Here is a 22,411-nt window from a genome sequence, read left to right as displayed (position 1 = left end):
TTGGACATGAAGACGAATTCATCCGCTCCAGATTCCATACTAATAAACCGCCGGGCTTTTGCCGGCGGATTGGTGGCTACCGGTATCCTGCATACCCTGGCAGCCTATTCCGTTGAACCCTTACCGTCGAACATGAATACAGCTGTGCCCATCGAAGAAAAATCAGACAAACTTGTTGTTTACCAGATCTTTACGCGCCTTTTCGGCAATCAGAATACGACCAATAAACCCTGGGGAAGCCGGGATGAGAATGGTGTTGGCAAATTCAATGACATCACGTCCAAAGCCTTGCAGGAACTGAAGAAGTTTGGGGTTTCGCACGTCTGGTACACCGGTATTATCGAACACGCCCTGATGACGGATTACGCGGCATTTGGGATCCGGAAAGACAATCCGCAGGTGGTGAAAGGCCGGGCGGGTTCGCCTTATGCCATCAAAGATTATTACGACGTGAACCCGGATCTGGCGGTCGATGTGCCCAACCGGATGAAGGAATTCGAGGATCTCCTGAAACGGTCGCACACCAACGACCTGAAAGTGCTGATCGATTTTATTCCCAACCACGTGGCCCGGGAGTATCATTCCGACGCCAAACCAGCGGGCGTGCAGGACATGGGGGAGGGCGATGACACCAGCAAACCTTTCGACCCGAAAAACAATTTCTATTATCTACCTGGTCAGTCGTTTCAGGTTCCGCAGGGCGTTGTTCCGCCGGAAGAATCGGTGGCGAATTACGTTGAGCAACCAGCCAAAGCGACAGGCAATGACGTTTTCAAAGCCCAGCCCGACCTCAATGACTGGTACGAAACGATCAAACTGAACTACGGTGTCGATTACCTCAACAACCGCCAGACGCACTTCGATCCGGTTCCGTCGACCTGGGTGAAAATGAAGGACATTCTGCTGTTCTGGGCGGCCAAGGGCGTCGACGGTTTTCGGTGCGACATGGCCGAAATGGTGCCGGTCGAATTCTGGGGCTGGGCCATTCCGCAGGTCAAAGCGGCTCATCCCGGTGTCATCTTTATCGCCGAAATCTACAACCCGCAGCAATACCGCAATTATATTTTTACCGGCAAATTCGATTACCTCTACGATAAAGTCGGCCTGTATGACGCCGTTCGGCGGTTGATGGAAGGCCAGGGCACGACGGAAGACATTACGCGGGTGTGGCAGCAGGAATCCGGTGATTACGCCAATCACATGCTGCGGTTTCTGGAAAACCACGACGAACAGCGCGTGGCCTCCCGGTTTTTTGCCGGCGACCCGTGGACGGCCGTTCCGGCCATGACGCTTTCGGCGACGCTGCACACCGGGCCGCTGATGATTTATTTCGGGCAGGAGCTGGGCGTCAACCCGACGCAGGCCGAGGGGTTTCAGGGGGAAGATGGCCGGACGACCATCTTTGATTACTGGGGTGTCCCGGAATTTCAGGCCTGGACCAATGGCAGCGTTGGCAAACCTGCGAAGTTCGATGGTGGCAAGCTAACGGACGACCAGAAAAATCTTCGAAAATTCTACCAGCAGTTGAACCAGTTGGTCAACACCAGCGACGCCATCCGGACGGGCGGGTTTTACGACTTGCAATACGCGAACAACGACCGGGGCAAAAGCCCCGGCTATGACCAACACCGGCTGTACAGTTACCTGCGGCACTCGGCCAAACAGAAACTGCTGATTGTCTGTAATTTCGACAAACAGACAACCGCAAAAACGTCGGTGCGCATTCCGGTGGAAGCCTGGAAAACGATGAAGCTGGACGAGACCAAAACGTATTCTTTTACCGATATTTTCCGAACAAAAACCAAGTTGAAATCAGCCGCGATGTCCGGCGTTCCGATCGAACTGCCGCCGTTGGGTGTGCTGGTTTTGGAAATCAAATAAACCGACCAGAATGGCATCGTGATCCGATTTTTGCTATTTTCACGAAAAACCGGCCTCGCTTTTTCGAACCCTGCGTTTTCTTAACCACCGTACTTGATGAAGAAACTGTTTACTGTTCTGCTTGCGTTAGTGCCTTTTACCCGTTCGATTGCCCAGCAAATCCTGCCACCTTCGCCACTCCGGCAGGTGGCCGTTGCGCCCGGAATCTCCCCGGCCGAAACGGCAATTGCCATCAGTAAATCGTTTCAGGGGCGTCCGTATGTGGCCCACACACTGGACGGCAATGAAACCGAACAGCTGGTCGTCAATTTTCGGGCGTTCGATTGCACTACGTTTCTGGAAACCACCCTTGCGCTTTCCCTGGCCCGCCATCAGTTGCTCAACGAGCAGGATTCGGTGCAGTTCGACCGGCTTTTTCGCAAGAATCTGACCAGACTGCGGTATCGCAACGGCACCATCGACGGTTTTGCCAGCCGCCTGCATTACTTTTCAGAATGGCTGGTCGATAACGAGCAAAAAGGCATTGTACAAGATGTGACGCAAAAAATTGGCGGTATGCAGGTGTCAAAACCGGTGTCTTACATGACCAAAAGCACCTGGAAATACCCGCAGCTTTCGGATCCCTCAACCCTTCAGCAGATTGCGCTGGTGGAGTCGGCCATCAGCCAGCAGAGCTTCTGGTTTATTCCCAAAAAACGCATCAAAGAGATTGAAAGCAGCCTGAAAGAAGGCGACATTATCATGCTGACGGCTTCCCGGCCCGGCCTGGATATGAAGCACGTCGGCTTCGTGGTCTGGCAAAACGGCCCCAACGGGGAGAAAAGGGCCCATTTGCTGCATGCGTCATCGCACTACGGTGAAGTGATGATTTCGGAAGAACCGCTGGCCGATTACGTGCTGTGGAACCGGCAATTTTCGGGGATTCGGGTGGCGCGTTTGAAAGAAAACAGTCCGCAAAACCTCTCTTACAAAGACGCCCGCCGAATCAACTGAAAGGGGTTTTTTACTTTTTCGTGTCGCTTTTCCAGAATCAGCCGGGCCGCGGTCTCACCCATTTTTTCGTGATCGGTCGAGATCACCGCAATGCCGTCGGCCAGAACTTCCTTCAGGGGCGTTTCGTTAAAGGCCAGCACCCCGATGTCCTGCCCCAGTTTCAAACCCCGCTGTTTGACCTGCCGAACCAGTTCGACAAGGTCGCCATCTTCCAGCACAATGTACGCCGTACCGGTTTGCAGTTCGCGGCCCGTCAGCGTGTCGAGAAGTTCAAATTCCTTGTGGTAATGCACACAGAAATTCCGAAAACCGCGTACGATTTCCCGTGGGTAGTAGACTTCTTTCGGGAAAACCAGCGTCAGTTTTCGATACTTTTCCAGCACATCCAGGCCCGATTCCAGGGCTTCGTAAATATCGCGGTCAAACTGCTGGTATACTGCCGAATAGTTGCCGTGCAATTCAGAAATCTCCCGATCCAGAATGATCAGTTCGTTGGACGGGATCTGTTCCAGCAATTTGACGACGTTCACCTGTTCAGTTTCTTCGTAAAAATGTGGCATCACCACATAATAATGGTATTGCCCCAGGTTTTCTTCCAGCAGTTTTTTAAACCGCTGTGCGCTGTGGTGGTGAATGCGCAGGTCGACCACGGCGTTGTGGCCCAGCGCATTCACCAGTGAATAGTAAATGATTTTTTTGTAGGCGCTGAACTTGTTGATCAGAAACAGAACCCGCAATTGGCCGGGACCATCGCGCCGGATAAAAAATCCTTTGCCCTGAACCGCCTGAATCACCCCTTCTTTTTTCAGGAAGTTATAGGCTTTCTCGACGGTATCGCGGGCCAGGTAATATTCTTCACTCAGTTCATTGATCGACGGCAGTTGCTGGTCCCGTTTCAGGGTACCAATTTCAATGCCATTGATCACCGCGTTGACGATCTGACGGTATTTCGGAACGCTCGACTGAGATTCGATATGAAGATCAATCATGGACAAGGGTTAAGGGAATTTTGGAAACTTACTGAAATCCGGTTTGCGTTTTTCTAAAAACGAATCTTTGCCTTCTTTCGCTTCATCCGACAGATAATACAACAGCGTGGCATCGCCCGCCAGTTGCTGAATGCCGGCCTGACCATCCAGTTCGGCGTTGAACGATGCCTTCAGCATCCGCAGCGCAATCGGACTTTTTTCGAGCATCTTGCGGCACCATTCCAGGGTGGTTTCTTCGAGTTGTTCCAGCGGAACGACTTTGTTGACCAGCCCCATCTGCAAGGCTTCCTGCGCGTCATACTGGTCACACAAGTACCAGATTTCGCGGGCCTTTTTCTGTCCGACAATCCGGGCCAGATAGGAGGCTCCAAAACCGCCGTCGAAACTCCCGACCTTCGGGCCGGTCTGGCCGAAGCGGGCATTTTCGGCCGCAATCGTCAGGTCGGAAATCACGTGGAGGACGTGTCCACCGCCGATGGCCCAACCGGCCACCATCGCAATCACCGGTTTCGGAATCCGACGGATCTGCATCTGAAAATCGAGCACGTTCAAGCGCGGAACGCTGTCTTCACCCACATAGCCGCCGTGGCCCCGGACGGACTGATCACCGCCACTGCAAAACGCTTTGCCGCCTTCACCCGTCAGAATCACTACGCCCACACGCTCGTCCTGGCGGGCGAGTTCCATGGCTTCGCTCATTTCCTTGACCGTCAACGGCGTAAAGGCGTTGTGCTTTTCGGGACGGTTGATGCTGATTTTGGCAACGCCTTCGTAATACTGAAATAGAATCTCGCGGTATTCTTTAATGGTTTCCCAGGGATATTTGCTTTGCATTGACTTTCAAGTTAATGTTTGTTGGCTAATTGATCAGGTGGTTAATATGGTTTTATGGATGAACGGTTTTTGCGCGTTATTCAATGTTTAACAATTTCAACCATCAAACCATGCTTACCCATCCAGCCATCGTTAACCACCTCAATCCTCTAATTTATTCTTCTGTAAACTCAGTTTCATGGTAAACGACATCCCAGGTGTGGTCGGCCATCATGCGAACGGTGGCAACACACCGGCGAAACGGATACGTCCGTCCCCACTCATTCGGTGCGATCATGGACAAAACATCGGTCCCGTCTTTTTTCTCGTAGAAATAATACGTGTGTCCGACAATGGGTTCAAAGCCCATTTGGGCTCCGTAAATCCGTTCCGACACTTCTACGCGGTTGCGGATGGCCGTCGCCTGTTCTGCCAGCAACTGCATCTGCCGGTACAACTGCGAGAGTTGCAAATCCGTTTGTTCACGCATGGCCGTCACCGCCCGGCCTTTCATTTTCCCCTTATCTTCCGGCTTGATCAAAGCACCACCGACGGAGTGGGCATATTCGAGCAATCCGGGTTTATCCGTAACTTTATCGACTGAAATCGGATTTACAAACGCTTCGTTCGCCATAGTAAAGTGGGTCAGTTTTAAGTTTACGGTTTAACGTTCCGGAATGCGTGATCAGGATCGGCAACGATAAACCGGCAACGATAAACTTGAAAACCGATGCGGGCCTTCAGAGTTTTGTCAGGAACAAAAATCGGGGCAAAAGTAGCTTATTTTTACGATTCAAACCGTACTCCCCATGCGAATAGCACCCGGTAATTTACCGATACCCCAAACCGAATACGAAGCGAAGGCCATCGCGTTTTGCCGGCAATGGCTTTCCGGCCAATCGGTGTTCACGCTCCGCACCTCCGGTTCGACCGGAACGCCGAAACCGATCACCCTGAGTCGGCGCCAGATGAGGGCCAGTGCAGTTCTGACGGGCCACACGTTTGGTCTGTTACCGGGCGATCACGCGCTGGTATGCCTGAATGTGGATTACATCGCCGGGGTCATGATGCTGGTTCGGGGGCTTGAACTGGGGTTGGTGATGACTGTCGTCGAACCGTCGTCCGATCCGTTGCTAACCCTTAATCCGGAAACCGATCCGGTTGATTTTGCCGCTTTCGTCCCCTTGCAGATGCACGCAATGCTCGACCATCCGGGTCATTCGTTGCCCATTCTGAATCGCATGAAGGCAATTCTGGTGGGGGGAGCCGCCGTGGATCGAACGCTGGCTGAACGGTTGCAAACCGTATCGGCCCCGGTGTTCAGCACCTACGGCATGACCGAAACCGTCTCCCACATTGCCATCCGGCGCATCAACGGGCCGGATCGAACAGAGGTATTTCAGGCATTAAAAGGCGTTGAAATTGGGGTCGATGCGCGAAACTGTCTGTTTATCAAAGCCGCAGCCTCTGACTTTGAGACGATTCAAACCAACGATGTGGTCGAACTAACCGATGCTTTTCATTTTCGCCTTGTCGGCCGTGCCGACTCGATCATCAACAGCGGGGGCGTGAAAATTCAGCCGGAGCGGGTAGAAGAGGTGATTGCCGAACTGCTGGCAAAGGAAGGCATGGCAGCCCGGTTTTTTGTCGCAGGTATGCCAGACGAGCGGTTGGGGCAGCAGGTGGTTCTGTTTCTGGAAGGAACCGAATGGTCGGCAAGCCTCCTGGAGGCCCTTAAAAAGGCCGTACAGCTTTCCATCGGGCCATATGCCATTCCGCGTAAAACCGTACAGGTGCCGGTTTTTTCTGAAACCCCCACCGGGAAGATTGACCGAAAATCGACGGTTTCGGCCAGCCAGTAGCCGGGCGTCTTTTTTCTCCGGTCTTTAATCCCTATTCTTGCAAGATGATTGAGCAGCGCTTCAAAATGATCGAAATCCGGTACCAGACCGCTCTGGTCGTTCCACCGCCATATGCCCACTTTTTTACTCTTCTCCTGCATCCGACCAGCGACGGTCGTCTGTCGATCAACCTGACGATGACCTATACCGACCGGGAAGAACTGGACGAGGAAGAAATTACCGGCGAGGGCTTTTCCATGAATGATGACTATCAATGGGCGGGACATCTGCCGGCGATTTGGGAGCAAACCGTTAGCGATCTGGCCCGAAAAACCCAGCTCAAAGCGTTTAATGAAGAAAAACTAAGTGACAATCAGGATTATTTTTTAGTGACGATTGAAACGTACGCGAAGGGCAACCAGTCCGGAACACCTTCTCAGCGTTCCGAATGGCAGTTTTTGAGCCAGGAGCTGATTCAGGCGGTGTACGAAGTTTCGGGAAAAGAAAAACCGTTTGAAGCGACCTACCTGGAAATCGAGTCGGGCAACCGGACGGAAGCACATCTGATCGCATCGTTTGCCAGTCGGGAAGTGCGTCTGGAAACCAGGCGTGCGAACCAGACCCAAACCAAAACCCTGCCGTGGAAAGAATTGAAGGCTCTGATGGAGGTTTTTTTCGCGGTGGATTATAGCAGCGAGGAAGCCGTGCTCGATGCACCGCGCAAACCCGGTCGGTATCTGAATCTGGGAACGCCGGAATGGTATGAAACCGGTACGGCCATCATCGGTGATGAGGGGCCGGTGAGCAAACTTCGGAACGTTTTGGTTCGACTTATTCAATCGTAAACGCCTGTTTTACAGTGTCACGGTTTGTTGCGTCATGATCAGCTCCGATTTTCCGCCGGCTTTTTTCAGCAGGCACCCCAGGCGGTATTGTCCCGGTTGGGTGGCTTTCAACGGCACGGTAGTCGAAAAACCGTTTCCAAAATAAACCCCTTCCGTGAGCAACCGACGCCAGCCTGCCATTTTCGGCAGCGTTCCGGTCAGATACGTACGCTGGGCGGTTTCATCGTGCAGCACCACAAACAATTCATCGCGCAACTGCCGACGGCGAAGTGGAAATTCGGCGGTTTCAATCAGCAATTGTGGAGGGCCGTTTCCTTCGTGGAGGTAGTGCTTAGTCTGGAAAATAAGTGGTTCGAAACGATTCTGCCGGATGGTAGCTTTCAGCCGTTCGTCAAAATCCGCGAATCGTTCAGGCAGCTGCCAATAGCCCTGCTGATAGGCCGGGACCAGAAACTCTATGCTGCTTTCGATGGAACTAAAATTGCATAATTCCGTTTGGTTTTTTCGCCAGTTATACGTGTCGGCAACGTAACGGGTATATTTGTTAACGACTTCAGGCGTGTAGAGAAAGTAGGAACTTAAATAAAAAAGAATCGCAAAAACGACGAAGAATGCATAAGTAGCCCGGCGCAGTTTAGGATACGTGATGAGGAGAAATAAATACAAGAAAACAGAGCTGAAAGCCGCATAAATTTTAAAGCGGTTTTCCAGGACGATTTCGGAGGAAGCCCGATAAATCGTAATCAATCCCGTCGTTAAAAATATAAAACAAAAAAATGCAAATATCGTGTGGGTAACCGTCGGTTGGGTCTCCTTGTTGCGGAAGCTTTGATAAACCGCCACCAGCATGGATGGAATGACCAGAATGCAGATCAAGGTTCCCCAGAGGATTGGAGCACCGATGGATAAAGAAGGCCAGGTCGACAGGATTGCTCCAATTTTTGCTACAAAAGCAGCCGGAATGAGCGGCCACTCGATGCTGCTTTTGACCCCACTGCCGGGTGTGTAGCCCGCCAGATAACCGGCTAAAGCGATCAACATGGCCAGGGTCCAGGGCAGCAAAACAACGTAATGCCGGTTAATCAACAGAATAAAAAAACCGGTTGCGAACACCAGTATGCCATTTCCGTGTGTGTAAGTAGCCAGAAGGGATAGAAAGACGGCCATCGCGACCCGAACCGGTGCCGGTTCCTGAAGAAGAAGCAGGCAGGCGCACAGGAGCAGAAGCAGGGTGATGTGTTGCAATCCAGTCAAGGCCCATATGGTAACTTCATGGTATTGGGGCTGAAAAATAAATAACGGAATGGGAAGGAAATACGCCAGCGGAAGCTTTAACTGCCGAAATAACCCATAGATATAACCCGCCACAAGAATTAAGTTGAACGCAGCAATAAAAATGTAACTTCTAAAATTCAAATGGCCGTTAATCAGGTAATCGATGTAGGAAACGAAGCGGGGTACGAAAATACGGTGATCGTTATCCGCCCGAAAAAAAGTAGAAATTGTTTCTGGCCAGCTTAACCCTTTTCTAATTTCAGTTATTAACTGAAGAAAAGTGTTGTCATCCTGGAAAGGGAAGTTGACGGAATAAATGGCGACATAATAGACAAAAAAAACAATAGCACCGACGCTTACAAAACCCGATATCCAATTTAAAATATGGATAAAAACAGGGTTTTTCGTCGTTGACTGATTGATTAACAGGGTGTTCACACTAGTAAGTCGGTAACGTTGTCAATATACTTTAGTAAGCGCACTGTACATTCGGATGATGCCTGCCTGCATTATTTTTTCTGAATGCGATCCAGTTCATACTGCAGGTCCTCAACCAGGGTTCGAATGCCATCCAGGGAAGGGCTTGCTTCGGGCATTTGCTGACTGATAAAAGCCGAAACCTCCCACACTTCGATCACTTCACGAATGGAAACTTCCCGGCTGTTGATTGAGGGTTGATCGGAAGACAACAGCAATGTACCTTTTAATTTGACCTGATTGAAAACCCGGCGGCACAGGATGCCCTGGTTCTGGATCAACAGGACATACAGCTTGTTGTCGGCAATATCATACCAGTTCCGGATGTATTTGCCAATGAGCACCGCGCCCGGAAAGGCAAACTCTTCCCCCGCTTCAAAAGCCCGATAAGTGTCGGGAGGGAGCAAAGGTAATTGTAAAATCGCCAACCGATTCAGAAAATCGGGCTGCTGGTACCGCTGCATATAATCGCTGAACTGCCGCTTGCGAACATAAGCAATTGTACTGGTTGAATACGTTTCGGCCGAACTGCGGTGTTCGGGGGGCGAACTGGTTACCGTTCGCGTAGTATCGTAACTATTATTGAAAGACAAAGGTTGTGGTGAAGGCGGATTACCAGACAAAGAAAAAGGTGAGAATCCTTCGCGACGCGAAACCGGCCGGGGAACAATCCGTTGCGATACCAGCTTGATTTGCGGCTGGGCAGGCGGGTAATGATCGACCGGTTTCTGAAAGTTTACCGGGGGCTTGGTGGCCGGTTGCTGGTAGTATTTTTCAAGAACGGACGAGAGAGCCTGGGGAGCAGACGCGGTATTTTCAGTTTCGACAATCTCCTTTGGCAGGGGCGAGGCCGGAAAACCGGTGGAGGGCTGGGTACCTGACGACGGGCGGTCGAGCGGCAACGACAGATCGGGTGTTTCACGGATTTTCCGCAAATCACTTTTCAACAGATTATCGACCGTGGTGCTGAACGCGCGGGCAATCGACATTAGATTGTCCAGATTAGGGTTGGCCCGGGCTTCTTCGTAAGCCCCCAACAGTGATCGTTTGATGCCAATCCGCCGGGCAAACTGTTCCTGAGTCAACCCATTGAGCCGGCGAAGGTATTTAATGTTGTTGCTGACAATACTCATCGGGCAGTGTTTTGACAAAAATATTAGTATTTCTGTATTATTACCTGTTTTTTCATGAAAACGTAATCATGCAATGATCTTGCCGCCATTTAATTGCGAAAATAAGACACAGCTTCGGGATTTGTTCGATGCCCAACGCCGACAGACGGTTTTTCTGAAAGAATCATCGGCCGGGGAACGGGTGGCTAAACTGAAAAAGATACAAGCGTATCTGCTGGCGAACCGAACGGTTTTAGCAAAGGCACTTTATGCCGATTCCCGGAAACCAGCAACCGAAACCGATTTGACCGAGGTGTATGGCACGATCAACGAACTGAATGTGGCCATCCGTCATCTGAAAAGATGGATGAAACCCCAGCCGGTTCCTACACCGCTGGGTATGCTGGGAATAACCAGCTATATACAGTATGAACCCAAGGGTGTTACGCTCATCATTTCACCCTGGAATTACCCTATTTATCTGACTTTGAAACCACTCATTTCGGCGATAGCCGCCGGGAATACGGCGTTCATCAAACCGTCTGAGCAGTCTCCTGGTGCTTCTGCTTTCCTTCGGGTGCTGGTGCAGCAGCTATTTCCACCGGAAGAAGTGGCAGTTTTGGAGGGGGATGCTACGTTGGCTCAATACTTATTGGAATTACCTTTTGATCATATTTTCTTTACAGGCAGTTCGGAAGTTGGAAAAGGGGTGATGACGGCAGCAGCCCGGAACCTGACGTCCGTTACCCTGGAACTGGGCGGAAAGTCGCCCGTCATTATTGACGAAACCGCTGAAATCCGGACCGCAGCCCGGCAGATTGCCTGGGGAAAATGGATCAACAACGGACAGACCTGCGTCGCTCCGGATTTCATTCTGATTCAGCGGTCGGAAAAAGACCGGTTTATCCGGGAGATTCGTGAAGCGATTCGGGTCATGTACGATGCGGAGGGGAAGGGGATTCAGGCTTCCGAAAGTTATGCCCGGATCATCAATGACCGGCATTTCCAGCGGCTTAAATCCCTGTTGGACGATGCCGTACAGAAAGGAGCCACCGTGTCGATCGGTGGGCAAACGGATGCCGGTGACCGGTTGATGGAGCCTACGCTGCTCGAAAATGTGACGGTAAAAATGGCCGTGATGCAGGAAGAAATTTTTGGTCCTCTTTTGCCCGTCATTCCGTATGATACCCGCGAAGAAGTGGTTCGTTTTCTGGGCGGGCGGCCCAAACCGCTCGTCTTGTATATTTTTAGCGGCAAAGAATCAAACCGCCAGTTCTGGCTGAACCGAACGACGGCCGGGAATACGGTTCTCAATGACACGATCATTCACTTTGCCCATGCTGAATTGCCGGTGGGAGGAGTCAATCAGAGTGGGATCGGAAAATCGAACGGTTTTTATGGTTTTCAGGAATTTTCCAATGCCCGCGGGGTGGTGAAACGTCAGTTTGGAAACTTAAAGTTACTATATCCGCCTTATTCAGACAAAGTTAAACGAATGGTAAAAATAATTTTAAAATTTTTTTAAACGAATCGACTCCATATTGGGTCAATTGATAAGATTGCTATATTAGTATCAGTTTTTACTCAACAGCCTCTGTATGATAAATACGTCTCCTTCCTCTGCCGACTTGAAAGAAACCGTTCCCGGAACCACCCGGGACCAAAACCAAAAGTCGGGAGGTCGATCGGGCATTCCGATCATTTTCGTTCATCAGCACTACAGTTTTTACCTGGAATATACCCTGCGGCAAGCTGCTCACTCCAATCCCGACAGCCCGATTCACCTCCTGGGAGATGCCGACAATAACCGGTTTCCGTTTTTGATTCACCACAACGTCAGTGATTTGTTAAATTCGGAAACGGACTGGTTTAAAAGTGTCTATCAGCACCAGTCTCCCAATCATTACGACTACGAACTGTTCTGTTTTGTGCGCTGGTATCTGGTGAAAGAACTGATGCGACGCGAAGGCTATCAACAGGTTTTTGTGGCCGATTCGGATGTGATGATTTATTCGGACATTTCTCACTACGTTAACCAGGCCGGCTTGACGAAATACCAGGCTGCTTATAATGTTGGCGTTGACTACCAGTGGGTTCGGTCAGCATCGGGCCATTCGTCTTACTGGACCTGGGAGGGAATCAGCCAGTTTTGCGATCTGATGAGTAACCTGTATACCCTGCCCCGGTTCATCACATTCATGGATCAGATCCGGGCGGAGAAAATCATTAAAAACGACCGGGCCGGCATTTCGGACATGACGGCTTTGTATGTTTATTACGAGGAAGAAAATTCGCGCATCCGTAATCTGTCGGCTTGTCTGAATGGGTCAGCTTTCGATCACAACATTTCAATGGCAACCAATTACGATCTGGATGAATACGAATTTGGACTGGGGCGCAAGAAAATCGTGATCAAAAATGGACACCCAGTTGCCTATAACCTGTTGTTGAAAAAAGAAATCATTCTCCATACGCTCCATTTTCAGGGCAATAGCAAAAACATTATCCACCGGTACTATACGGGGGGAGGATTGCTGGGAAATAAAGCCTTAAGAGAGATTCGTTTTCGGGCTTCCGTACTCTATCACATGGTGCGATAAGGCCGGGAAAAGATCAATATTCATTGTAAGGCAGATTGACGGTATCCCGCCAATACGTCGTAACGTCGCTGATCATTTGAATCAACTCCGTAAACTGGATGGGCTTGACAAGGTAGGAATTGGCACCCAAGCGGTACGCTTTTTCCACCTCCTGCCGCGATGAAGTCAGAATCAATACCGGAATATTTTTTAACTGGTGGTCGGACCGAATTGCCTGAAGAGTCTCCAATCCATTCCGGAGGGGCATATTGATGTCCATAATGACCAGCGACGGAAGCGGGTTGACGGCCTCCGGGCCAATGCAATTCATCAGATAGTCGATGACCTGATCCCCATCTTCGACAAACCGTCCGCAGTCGAACAACCCATTTTGCATAAACGCTTCATCCAGCAATAGCCGATCTTCTTCATCGTCTTCGGCAACTAATATGGTAAAAGGTCGGTTGGGCAACATAAAGAAATGAATAGGTGCCGGACAATGGCCCTAAATGAGAGATTGAAGGTAGCAGTTTTCCGGTTTATTGCCAACTTGTAAATCATATTTCGCCCCAGTTCGATTGTTTAGCGCTTTTGTGTACCTTACCGGTCCAATTTTTTTGATGGCCTCTTTCGAAATTATGCGCTATTGGTTGCCGGTTTTTCTGCTTACAACCCTGTCGGCTGCGGCTCAGACCCTCCCCGTTCTGGATCAAAATCCCCCCCGCCTGCACTGGTATCAACTACAAACACCCCACTTTCGGGTGCTGTATCCGACCGGTTTCGACCAAACCGCTCAACAAACTGCCCGGCGACTGGAGCAGGTGTATGAACCCGTCAGTGCGACGCTGCAAAAGAGACCCCGCAAGTTGTCGGTGGTTCTCCAGAACCAGACGATGATCAGCAACGGTTTTGTGACCATGATGCCCCGGCGTTCGGAGTTTTTTGCCATTCCATCCCAGGACCCTTTTCTGGCCGGCAATCTCGAGTGGCTCGATCTGCTGGCCGTTCACGAGTTCCGGCACGTGGTTCAATACGATAAAGCCTTGCAGGGACTGACGCGGCTGGCGTATACGGTTTTTGGAAATTCCGCCTTCACGGCCCTGACACTGGGCGTGCCGGACTGGTTTTGGGAAGGCGACGCCGTGGGTACGGAAACTGCTCTGACGCTGGGCGGTCGCGGACGTATTCCGAACTTCGATCTGGGCATGCGGGCCAATCTGCTGGCCGGAAAACGGTTCCGGTATCCCAAAGCCGTCGGCGGATCATACCGGGACAATGTACCCAATCATTACGTTCTGGGATACTTTATGTCTACGTATTTAAAACGCACCTACGGCTCAGATGCCTGGAGCAAGGCCCTGAATCGCTATTACCGGTTTCCACTGTATCCGTTTTCGTTTTCCAACAGCGTAAAAAAAACGACGAATTACCGGATTGAAGAACTCTACCGACGGTCGATGGACGATATCGAAGAAAGCTGGCGGAAACAACAGGAAGATTTGCATTTAACCGGTGCGGTTACCTTTCCGGTTACTGCTTCGGGAAAGGTGTTTACCAATTATCAATATCCGCAGTACATTTCAGACCACGAAGTAATCGCCTTGAAATCCGGGTTGGGGGATATTGCGCAATTTGTGCGGCTGAACCGGAATGGCATGGAATCCAAAGTCATGGTACCCGGTTTATACAACAACCCCGAAATGCTTTCGGTGGCCGCCGGGAAAATCTGCTGGACCGAATTCCGGTATGATGTCCGTTTCGGGCAACGCATTCAGTCCGAAATCAAGCTTTTCGATTTGAAATCCCGCCAACTCAAACGGTTGTCCAGCCACAGCCGCTATTCGGTAGCGTCCCTGTCGCCCGATGGATCCCGGGTGGTGGCCGTCCGCAACGACGAATCATACCAAATCCGGCTGGTCATTCTCGACGCCCAGACCGGTCAGGAACTGCGGGTTCTGGACAATCCGGAGAATGACTTTTATGGTCAGCCCCGCTGGCAGGACGACAACCGGACGCTGGTGGTGGTGACCCGCACCAAAGCCGGAAAAACGATTCAATCCATTGATTCTGAAACGAATATTCGACGTGATTTGATGCCGGTTTCCGGGCAGAACATCAGCCATCCCCAACCCTGGAAACACTATGTTTTCTACAATTCGCCCCGGTCCGGCATCGACAATATTTATGCGATCGACACCCAAACCGGGCAGTCGTATCAGGTAACCTCCCGGCCACTCGGGGCCTATCACCCGACAGTCTCCGCCGATGGCCAGAAACTGAGCTTCCACGACTTTTACGCCGAAGGCTACCGCATCGCCGAAATGCCGCTCGATCCGTCCCGGTGGACTCCCGTCGGCGAGGTTCGCGATGGCACCGTTCGTTATTTTGGCCCATTGATCAGTCAGGAAGCAGGCGGGACGCAGGTGCGGATGGCCCTGGCCGATTCGCTGTCGCCAACGATGGATTTTCCTAAAAAACGCTTTAACCGGTTGCTGAACGCCGTCAATGTGTATAGCTGGGGGCCGGTGGTGAGTTCCGACGGCCAAAGTGGAACGGTCGGTTTGCGGTCGCAGGATCTCCTGAGCACCACCCAAATCGATCTGGGTGTGGGGTATGACCAGTCGGAACGAACGGTGAATTACTACGGAAATCTCAGCTATCAGGGGCTTTTTCCCATCATTGACCTTGGTTTTCAGCGGGGCCAACGGTCCACGTCCGTCTACATCGACCGCCGGGCACCGCTCGATTCGTTGCGGAGTGACGCCTGGAATTACAACCAGTTGAACGCCGGCATCCGGATTCCGCTCCAGCTCACGACCTCGAAGTATTTTCAAAGCGCTTCTTTATCCGCTTATTACAACTTGCAGCAGGTGAGCGGGTATGACCTGCCGGTGCGTCCCATCACGGAAGTCGGCTTTGACCGCGTGCTGCATGGCATGTCCTACGCGGCATCCTATTCACGCACCCTGAAACAGAGCAAACGCGACGTCGGGCCCCGCTGGGGACAGGCAGTTTCGGCCGTCTGGCGAAACACGCCTTTTGGCGGGAAGCTAACCGGTGACTTGTGGGCAGTGCAGGGAAGTCTGTATTTTCCGGGGGTAGGAAAACACCATTCGTTGCGCCTGCGGGCGGGTTATCAACAGCAAATGCAGGGAACATACCGGTTTGCACCGGCGGTTTTCTATCCGCGCGGACAGTCGTATGTCAGTTATGACCAGTTGATGGCAGGCAGTGTGGAATACCGCCTGCCGCTGCTCAATCCCCACTGGTCGATTGGGCGCTGGGTCTACATTCAGCGGGTCAAAGCCACCGGTTTTTACGATGCCGCCCAGGGGGAGAGTCAGGTGCTCGTGCAGGGACAAAACCGGGTGGTCACGGATCAGTTTTACACGACAGGACTGGATCTCTCGTTTGTTTTCAACGTCATGCGGTTACGCACGCCATTTGAAGCGGGGATGCGAACCATCTATAACCTCAAAACCGGTGAGCTGCTGGTGCAACCGCTGGTGATCGGGCTTGGCTTTTAGCATTGAGTGATTTGTGATTGAGCGATTGAGTGTAGAGCCTGTCGCCTTGTCACTCAATCACAAATCGCTCAACCACTCAACGAAATACCACTCAATGATAAACTTCCTTGCGGGCCGATTTCAGCGTATTTTGCATCAGGGAGCAGATCGTCATCAGGCCGACGCCACCAGGAACGGGGGTGATGTAGCTCGTTTTGGGAGCCACCTCGTCGAATTTTACATCGCCTTTCAGCGCAAAACCGCTCTTTTTGGAGGCATCCGGTACGCGTTCCAGCCCGACGTCGATTACCACGGCCCCTTCTTTCACCATGTCGGCGGTGATAAATTCCGGTCGACCCAGAGCGGCAATCAGAATATCCGCCGAACGACAGATTTCAGGCAGATTTTGCGTCCGGCTGTGGGTCATGGTTACGGTGCAATTGCCGGGGTAGGTGTTGCGCTGCATCAGAATGCTCATTGGCAATCCCACAATCTGGCTGCGGCCCACCACCACGCAGTGCTTGCCGGCGGTTTCGATCTGATACCGTTGCAGCATTTCCAGAATGCCCTGCGGAGTGGCCGAAATGTAGGCTGGTAAGCCCTTGGCCATCCGGCCAATGTTGATCGGATGAAAACCGTCTACGTCTTTGGCCGGATCGATGGTTTCCATGACTTTGTCGGCCGAAATGTGGGTGGGCAGGGGCAACTGAACAATCAGACCGTCCATGTCCGGATTGGCGTTTACGGCCTGAACGGCGTCGATCAGCTCCGCTTCGGAAACCGAATCATCGAACCGGATGAGCGTCGAGGCCATGCCGATTTCTTCGCAGCTTTTCATTTTGCTGGCTACGTAGGTTTCACTTCGCCCCGCCGTGCCGACCAGAATGGCGACCAGGTGCGGAGTTTTGCCACCCTGGGATTTGATTTCGGCGACTTCTGCCGCGAGTTCCTGTTTGATTTGCTGGGAGAGAACTTTTCCGTCGAGGAGTTGCATGCGCTAATTCGATAAAACGCAAAGGTAGCGGTTTTACGCAGACGATTGACCGGTTTTCTTGCACATTGTTTGAAAGCAGGCTGGCTTTTGAGCGAAAAATTTAGTATACTTGTAAAAACCGCACTATGGGTTTTACCATCGTTTGACTAAAAATGATTCTTTGATGCCCTTGTATCGCCCCCTTTTTCATGTGATTGCTTTCCTCCTGATTGGGTGGACGCTGGTCTCCTGGGTCAGGGTGTCCGACGGGCGGGTGAAGGAGTCGTTCGTGAAAGTGGCGACGATCGATGTCTCCACCGGGTATGAACTGACGGATCATCTGACAGACGGGTTTGCGCACTTGTTTGTTCACGAAGCCCTGGTTACTCCTCCGGTTTCCCACCAGATTCCGCTGCCCTTTTTTGCGATTATTGCTGCGATTTGGGTATTGATCAAACCTGTAGCCCTTTTCCTCCGGCGCGACGTTTTCTATTATTTCTTCTCCTGGTTTCGGCGTCTCTTTGGCCACCAGATTGCCATTAACGCCCCCTGAAGGTCCTGATTTGATTATTTACTCCTGATATTCCGGCGAGCCTTCGTTGGGATTCTATCCGCCGATGACATCACCTAGTTTGTCAACGGATCAGGGCAAGACTGTAAATACAAACATACGGTTTTGATAATCTAATTAGTTATCCACCATCAACTCAGGCATTATGGTAAAGAAACGCATACAACGGGCTCGCAATTCAGCCGTTTTTCGGGAAATAAAAGAGGTCATATTGATTGTACTGGGTGTACTCAGCGCCGGGATGGGGCTGAAAGGGTTTTTATTGCCCAATGATTTTCTGGACGGGGGCGTGATCGGTATTTCGCTGCTGCTTCAAATTAAAACGGGTATCGACCTGGCTATTCTGGTCGTGGTGGTCAATATTCCGTTTATCTGGATGGGATTCCGTCAGGTTTCCTGGACTTTTGCCCTCAAAACCGCCGTCGCCATTGGATTACTGGCTTTGTGTCTGGCTTTTATCCCGTATCCGGTTGTGACAACGGATAAGCTGTTGATAGCCGTCTTTGGCGGTTTTTTCCTCGGTGCCGGAATTGGACTGGCCATTCGGGGAGGGGGCGTGCTGGATGGGACGGAGGTGCTGGCGATTTATGTGAGCCGCCGTTCACCCCTGTCGGTAGGGGATGTCATCATGATCATCAACGTTTTGATTTTTGGGTCTGCCGCGGTGTTTATCAACGTCGAAACCGCCCTTTATGCCATGTTGACGTATCTCTCGGCCTCCAAAACCGTTGATTTTATCATTCACGGTATTGAAGAATACATCGCCGTCATGATCGTGTCGGATCGGCACGAAGAGGTGCGCCAACTGATCACGGAAGAACTCGAACGCGGGGTAACCGTTTTGAAAGGTGAAAAAGGTTTTGGCAAACGCGGCATGCGCGAAAACGACATCAATATTCTGTATGCCGTTGTTACCCGGCTCGAAATCACCCGTTTAAAAGATAAAATCAGTGAAGTCGATGAAAAGGCATTTCTGATTGAACACAGCATTGCCGACGTTAAAGGCGGGATGATCAAGCCCCGCCCGTTGCATTAACGATCAACTGCTCGGCCAGCCGCGACAAACCTGTCGTGGCTGGTTCGGGAATAAACGTCAGGTTTTTGCGGGGACGTATATCCGGCACGTTCGGATCGACCACGTAAATCGGGACCCCCGGCCGGACGTAGTCGATCAAACCTGCCGCCGGGTAAACCACCATCGAAGTGCCAACGATGATCAGAATGTCGGCGGCATGGGTCAGTTCAACGGCGGTTTCCATCATCGGCACGGCTTCGCCAAACCAGACAATGTGTGGGCGCAGCGGTGCGCCTTTTTCGCAGCGGTCGGTTCGTTTCAATTCCCAGCCTTTGATGTCATACACCAGGTTTTCATCCCGCGTGCTGCGCGACTTGAACAGTTCGCCGTGCAGGTGAATGACGTTCGATGAACCGGCTTTTTCGTGCAGATTATCGACGTTTTGGGTGATGATGGTCACCTCATAGTACACCTCCAGGGATTTCAACGCCAGATGGCCGGCGTTGGGTTGGGCAGACAGGGCCTGTTTCCGGCGCTGGTTATAAAACTCAAGCACCAGATCCGGATCTTTCGCCCAGCCTTCGGGCGTAGCAACATCTTCGATGCGGTGGTTTTCCCACAGCCCGTTGGAATCACGGAAGGTTTTCAAACCGCTCTCGGCACTGATCCCGGCACCGGAAAGCACAACCAGTTTAAGACGTTTGGGCATGATACAAGCTATGGAATGCGCGTTCAAAGTAGGGCAACTTTCGGAAACTAAAAAACGGGTGTTTCTGAAGATGACCGATCGGGTTGGAAATCGCCTGGAATGGAATGGGTAAAAAAAGCCCCTCAGTGTTGATTGAGGGGCTTCGTACCTGACAATCGGACGTATAATTACTTCTTCTTCACGGCGGTTTTCTTGGCCGCAGCGGGACGCGTTGCCGGGGCTTTTGTAACCTTCTTCGCTTTGGGTTTTTCCTCGCCACCCGTATCGCCCGCCAGTTTCAGGCAGTCTTCCAGGGTCAACGTCGCCGGTTCTACATCCTTCGGGATTTTGACATTCCGCTTTCCAATGGAAATGTAGGGGCCATACATGCCGTTGACGACTTTCACGGCCGGGTTTTCCGGAAACTCCTTGATGTATTTATTGCTCTCCGTCAAGCGTTTGGCCTGAATCAGTTCGATGGCGCGTTCCAGCGTTAAACCAGCAGGCGATTCGCCTTTCGGCAGTGAAATGTATTTGTCGTCGTGTTTGACGTACGGGCCAAAACGACCTTTTCCGGTGGAAATCAGCTTGCCTTCAAACTCCCCGATGGATTCGCTGATGTTTTCCAACCGCTTTTGCTGAATCAGTTCGACGGTGCGTTCGGCGGTAATCGTGTAGGGATCGTCTTCTTTCGAAAGCGAGACGTATTTATCGTCGTGCCGGACGTACGGACCAAACTTGCCAATGCCGATCACCATCGGTTTGTCTTCAAAAAAGCCGACTTCGCGGGGCAGCGAGAACAGATCAAGGGCCTCTTCGAGTGAGATGGTTTCGATCAACTGGTCTTTTTTGAGGTTGGCAAACTGCGGTTTGTCCTCGTCGGTGGCTTCGCCAATCTGGACGTAAGCGCCGTATTTTCCCAGCCGGGCCGACACCTTTTTGCCCGATTCCGGGTGAATTCCCAGATCACGGCTACCCGGTTTTGATCCCGTCAGGGCGGCACCCTGCACGGTTTCAACGTTCCGGTGGAAGTCGCCGTAGAAGTTCTGGATCATGTCCTGCCAACCCATTTTGCCGTTGGCGATCTCATCAAATTCCTTCTCGACGTTGGCCGTAAACTTATAATCGACAATGCCTTCGAAGTATTCGACCAGAAAATCATTGACCACCAGCCCCATGTTGGTCGGGAAGAGCTTGGCTTTTTCGGAACCGTAATTTTCCTTGCCGGTTTTTTCCTCGATTTCGCCTTTTTTCAAAATCAATTCCTTGAAATCGCGCTCTTTTCCGGGCCGGTCTTCCTTGATGACGTACTGCCGTTTGACAATGGTCGAAATCGTCGGCGCGTACGTCGACGGCCGGCCAATGCCCATTTCTTCCAGTTTTTTCACCAGACTGGCTTCCGTATACCGGGGAGCAGGTCGGCTGAATCGCTGGGTGGCTTTCATCTGATCCAGATTCAACACCTGACCAATGGAGAGCGGAGGCAGCATGCCTTTGCTTTCTTCGTCTTCGTCGTCGGTCGATTCCAGGTACACTTTCAGAAAACCGTCGAACTTGATCACCTCACCTTGTGCAATCAATTCTTCCGGCGTGGTCGAAATGCCGATGGTTGCTGTCGTCCGTTCCAGTTGCGCATCCGCCATTTGGGAGGCAATGGAGCGTTTCCAGATCAGGTCATACAAGCGTTGTTCGTTGCGGTCACCCCCGGCGGTTTTGACCGAAAAGTCGGTCGGTCGGATGGCTTCGTGGGCTTCCTGCGCCGATTCGGATTTGGTTTTGTATTGGCGGGTATGAACGTATTTTTCCCCAAAGTCGGTTGTAATCGCCTGTTTCGCCTTGTCGATGGCTTCCTGCGACAGACTGATCGAGTCCGTCCGCATATACGAAATCTTCCCGCTTTCATACAGTTTCTGCGCCAGCGTCATGGTTTGCAAAACCGAGAACGACAATTTGCGGGAGGCTTCCTGTTGCAGCGTCGAGGTGGTAAAGGGCGGTGCAGGCGATTTCTTGGCGGGTTTGGTTTCCAGATTTTTGATCGTGAAAATGGCTGCCCGGCATTTGTCCAGAAAAGCGCGCGCTTCGTCGAGCGTACCGAAATTTTTGGGCAGCTCGGCGTTCAGAATCTTGCCGTTGTCGACAATGAACTGGGCCGTAACCTTGTAGCTGGATTTGGTGCTGTGGCCATCGATTTCGCGTTCACGCTCCACAATGAGCCGAACCGCAACCGACTGCACCCGACCCGCCGACAAAGCCATCGAACTGCCCGATTTAATCTTTTTCCACAAAACCGGTGACAGCTCAAACCCCACCAGCCGGTCGAGAACGCGCCGGGCCTGCTGGGCATTGACTAAATCAATATCGATCAGACGGGGTGAATCGATGGCCTTCTGAATCGCTTTTTTGGTAATCTCATGAAAAACAATCCGTTTGGTATCGTCTTTCAGACCCAGTGCTTCTTTCAAATGCCAGGAGATGGCTTCCCCTTCGCGGTCGTCGTCCGTTGCGAGCCAGATGACTTCAGATTCCTTTACCAGTTTCTTTAATTCACTGATAACCTGACGTTTATCGGGAGAAACTTCGTAGATCGGACGAAAGCCATTCTGGATGTCAATCGCCATATCATCTTTTGGCAAATCCCGAACATGACCATAGCTCGATTTCACCACGAAATCTTTACCCAGATACCCTTCAATGGTCCTCGCCTTCGCGGGTGATTCCACGATAACCAGGTTTTTTGACATATAGATTCAGGTTGAATGTTAAAACTGCACCGACAATCGGTCCCCACGTCTCGTGCCAAATATAGAAGCAAAAGACGTAATACTTACAAATCTACAGGCGGGAAAGGTGGCC

18 protein-coding genes are annotated in these 22,411 nt (G+C 51.5%); 9 read left to right on the top strand and 9 right to left on the bottom strand.

Annotated features, from left to right (window positions below; translation table 11 throughout):
- Positions 1 to 132: 132 nt before the first annotated feature.
- Positions 133 to 1,881 (top strand): alpha-amylase family protein, encoded by a 1,749-nt coding sequence (locus tag FH871_RS13585; protein WP_229317276.1) that lies wholly within the window; start codon positions 133 to 135, stop codon positions 1,879 to 1,881.
- Positions 1,882 to 1,977: 96 nt separating this feature from the next.
- A complete protein-coding gene (locus tag FH871_RS13580) occupies positions 1,978 to 2,874 on the top strand; it encodes an N-acetylmuramoyl-L-alanine amidase-like domain-containing protein (RefSeq protein ID WP_138991949.1) in 897 nt (298 codons plus the stop codon).
- On the opposite strand, the gene FH871_RS13575 is transcribed toward FH871_RS13580, so the two are convergent.
- The 3 genes from FH871_RS13575 to FH871_RS13565 form a co-directional block, all read right to left on the bottom strand.
- Positions 2,847 to 3,863: a GntR family transcriptional regulator gene (locus tag FH871_RS13575; RefSeq protein WP_138991948.1), complete on the bottom strand. Its 1,017-nt coding sequence runs from the start codon at positions 3,861 to 3,863 to the stop codon at positions 2,847 to 2,849. The two genes, FH871_RS13580 and FH871_RS13575, sit on opposite strands and share 28 nt — an antisense overlap.
- A 9-nt stretch (positions 3,864 to 3,872) precedes the next feature.
- On the bottom strand, positions 3,873 to 4,697 hold the full coding sequence (menB, locus tag FH871_RS13570; RefSeq protein ID WP_138991947.1) for a 1,4-dihydroxy-2-naphthoyl-CoA synthase: 825 nt from the start codon (positions 4,695 to 4,697) through the stop codon (positions 3,873 to 3,875).
- A gap of 154 nt (positions 4,698 to 4,851) precedes the next feature.
- Positions 4,852 to 5,310, bottom strand: a complete 459-nt coding sequence (locus FH871_RS13565; protein WP_114409309.1) for a DUF2452 domain-containing protein — start codon at positions 5,308 to 5,310, stop codon at positions 4,852 to 4,854.
- Between the two features lie 175 nt (positions 5,311 to 5,485).
- On the opposite strand from FH871_RS13565, the gene FH871_RS13560 reads away from it, so the two are divergent.
- Both FH871_RS13560 and FH871_RS13555 read left to right on the top strand, forming a co-directional pair.
- A complete protein-coding gene (locus tag FH871_RS13560; RefSeq protein ID WP_138991946.1) occupies positions 5,486 to 6,538 on the top strand; it encodes an AMP-binding protein in 1,053 nt (350 codons plus the stop codon).
- 44 nt (positions 6,539 to 6,582) lie between these two features.
- Positions 6,583 to 7,362, top strand: a complete 780-nt coding sequence (locus FH871_RS13555) for a hypothetical protein (protein WP_138991945.1) — start codon at positions 6,583 to 6,585, stop codon at positions 7,360 to 7,362.
- Positions 7,363 to 7,371: 9 nt separating this feature from the next.
- On the opposite strand, the gene FH871_RS13550 is transcribed toward FH871_RS13555, so the two are convergent.
- Together FH871_RS13550 and FH871_RS13545 are read right to left on the bottom strand one after the other, a co-directional pair.
- Positions 7,372 to 8,616 carry a hypothetical protein gene (locus FH871_RS13550; RefSeq protein WP_138991944.1) on the bottom strand — a complete coding sequence of 415 codons (1,245 nt, stop codon included), beginning with the start codon at positions 8,614 to 8,616 and terminating at the stop codon, positions 7,372 to 7,374.
- A gap of 530 nt (positions 8,617 to 9,146) precedes the next feature.
- Entirely contained in the window at positions 9,147 to 10,247 is a 1,101-nt protein-coding gene (locus FH871_RS13545) for a helix-turn-helix transcriptional regulator (RefSeq protein WP_138991943.1), read from the bottom strand.
- 73 nt (positions 10,248 to 10,320) lie between these two features.
- Between FH871_RS13545 and FH871_RS13540 the strand changes: the two genes are divergently transcribed.
- Positions 10,321 to 11,751, top strand: coding sequence for an aldehyde dehydrogenase family protein (locus tag FH871_RS13540; protein ID WP_138991942.1), 1,431 nt, complete (start codon positions 10,321 to 10,323; stop codon positions 11,749 to 11,751).
- A 73-nt stretch (positions 11,752 to 11,824) separates the two neighbouring features.
- Complete coding sequence (locus FH871_RS13535; protein WP_138991941.1) at positions 11,825 to 12,826, top strand: hypothetical protein; 1,002 nt, start codon at positions 11,825 to 11,827, stop codon at positions 12,824 to 12,826.
- A gap of 13 nt (positions 12,827 to 12,839) precedes the next feature.
- Here FH871_RS13535 and FH871_RS13530 read toward each other — a convergent pair whose 3' ends face one another.
- Complete coding sequence (locus FH871_RS13530; protein WP_138991940.1) at positions 12,840 to 13,280, bottom strand: response regulator; 441 nt, start codon at positions 13,278 to 13,280, stop codon at positions 12,840 to 12,842.
- A gap of 145 nt (positions 13,281 to 13,425) precedes the next feature.
- Between FH871_RS13530 and FH871_RS13525 the strand changes: the two genes are divergently transcribed.
- Positions 13,426 to 16,332 carry a hypothetical protein gene (locus FH871_RS13525; RefSeq protein WP_138991939.1) on the top strand — a complete coding sequence of 969 codons (2,907 nt, stop codon included), beginning with the start codon at positions 13,426 to 13,428 and terminating at the stop codon, positions 16,330 to 16,332.
- A 91-nt stretch (positions 16,333 to 16,423) separates the two neighbouring features.
- Here FH871_RS13525 and FH871_RS13520 read toward each other — a convergent pair whose 3' ends face one another.
- Positions 16,424 to 17,305: a bifunctional 5,10-methylenetetrahydrofolate dehydrogenase/5,10-methenyltetrahydrofolate cyclohydrolase gene (locus FH871_RS13520; protein ID WP_138991938.1), complete on the bottom strand. Its 882-nt coding sequence runs from the start codon at positions 17,303 to 17,305 to the stop codon at positions 16,424 to 16,426.
- A 163-nt stretch (positions 17,306 to 17,468) separates the two neighbouring features.
- Here FH871_RS13520 and FH871_RS13515 point away from each other — a divergent pair, with 163 nt between their 5' ends.
- Positions 17,469 to 17,837, top strand: a complete 369-nt coding sequence (locus FH871_RS13515; RefSeq protein WP_138991937.1) for a hypothetical protein — start codon at positions 17,469 to 17,471, stop codon at positions 17,835 to 17,837.
- A gap of 163 nt (positions 17,838 to 18,000) precedes the next feature.
- Positions 18,001 to 18,891, top strand: coding sequence for a YitT family protein (locus tag FH871_RS13510; RefSeq protein WP_114409298.1), 891 nt, complete (start codon positions 18,001 to 18,003; stop codon positions 18,889 to 18,891).
- Here FH871_RS13510 and FH871_RS13505 read toward each other — a convergent pair.
- Both FH871_RS13505 and topA read right to left on the bottom strand, forming a co-directional pair.
- Positions 18,869 to 19,579 (bottom strand): NAD-dependent deacylase, encoded by a 711-nt coding sequence (locus tag FH871_RS13505; protein WP_138991936.1) that lies wholly within the window; start codon positions 19,577 to 19,579, stop codon positions 18,869 to 18,871. The two genes, FH871_RS13510 and FH871_RS13505, sit on opposite strands and share 23 nt — an antisense overlap.
- 167 nt (positions 19,580 to 19,746) lie before the next feature.
- Positions 19,747 to 22,299 (bottom strand): type I DNA topoisomerase, encoded by a 2,553-nt coding sequence (gene topA / locus FH871_RS13500; protein ID WP_138991935.1) that lies wholly within the window; start codon positions 22,297 to 22,299, stop codon positions 19,747 to 19,749.
- Positions 22,300 to 22,411 lie beyond the last annotated feature (112 nt).

Source organism: Larkinella sp. C7, from assembly GCF_006149005.1.
Taxonomy (GTDB): domain Bacteria; phylum Bacteroidota; class Bacteroidia; order Cytophagales; family Spirosomataceae; genus Larkinella.
Note: the sequence above shows the minus strand (reverse complement) of the source record. Positions and strands in the feature narration are given on the sequence as shown.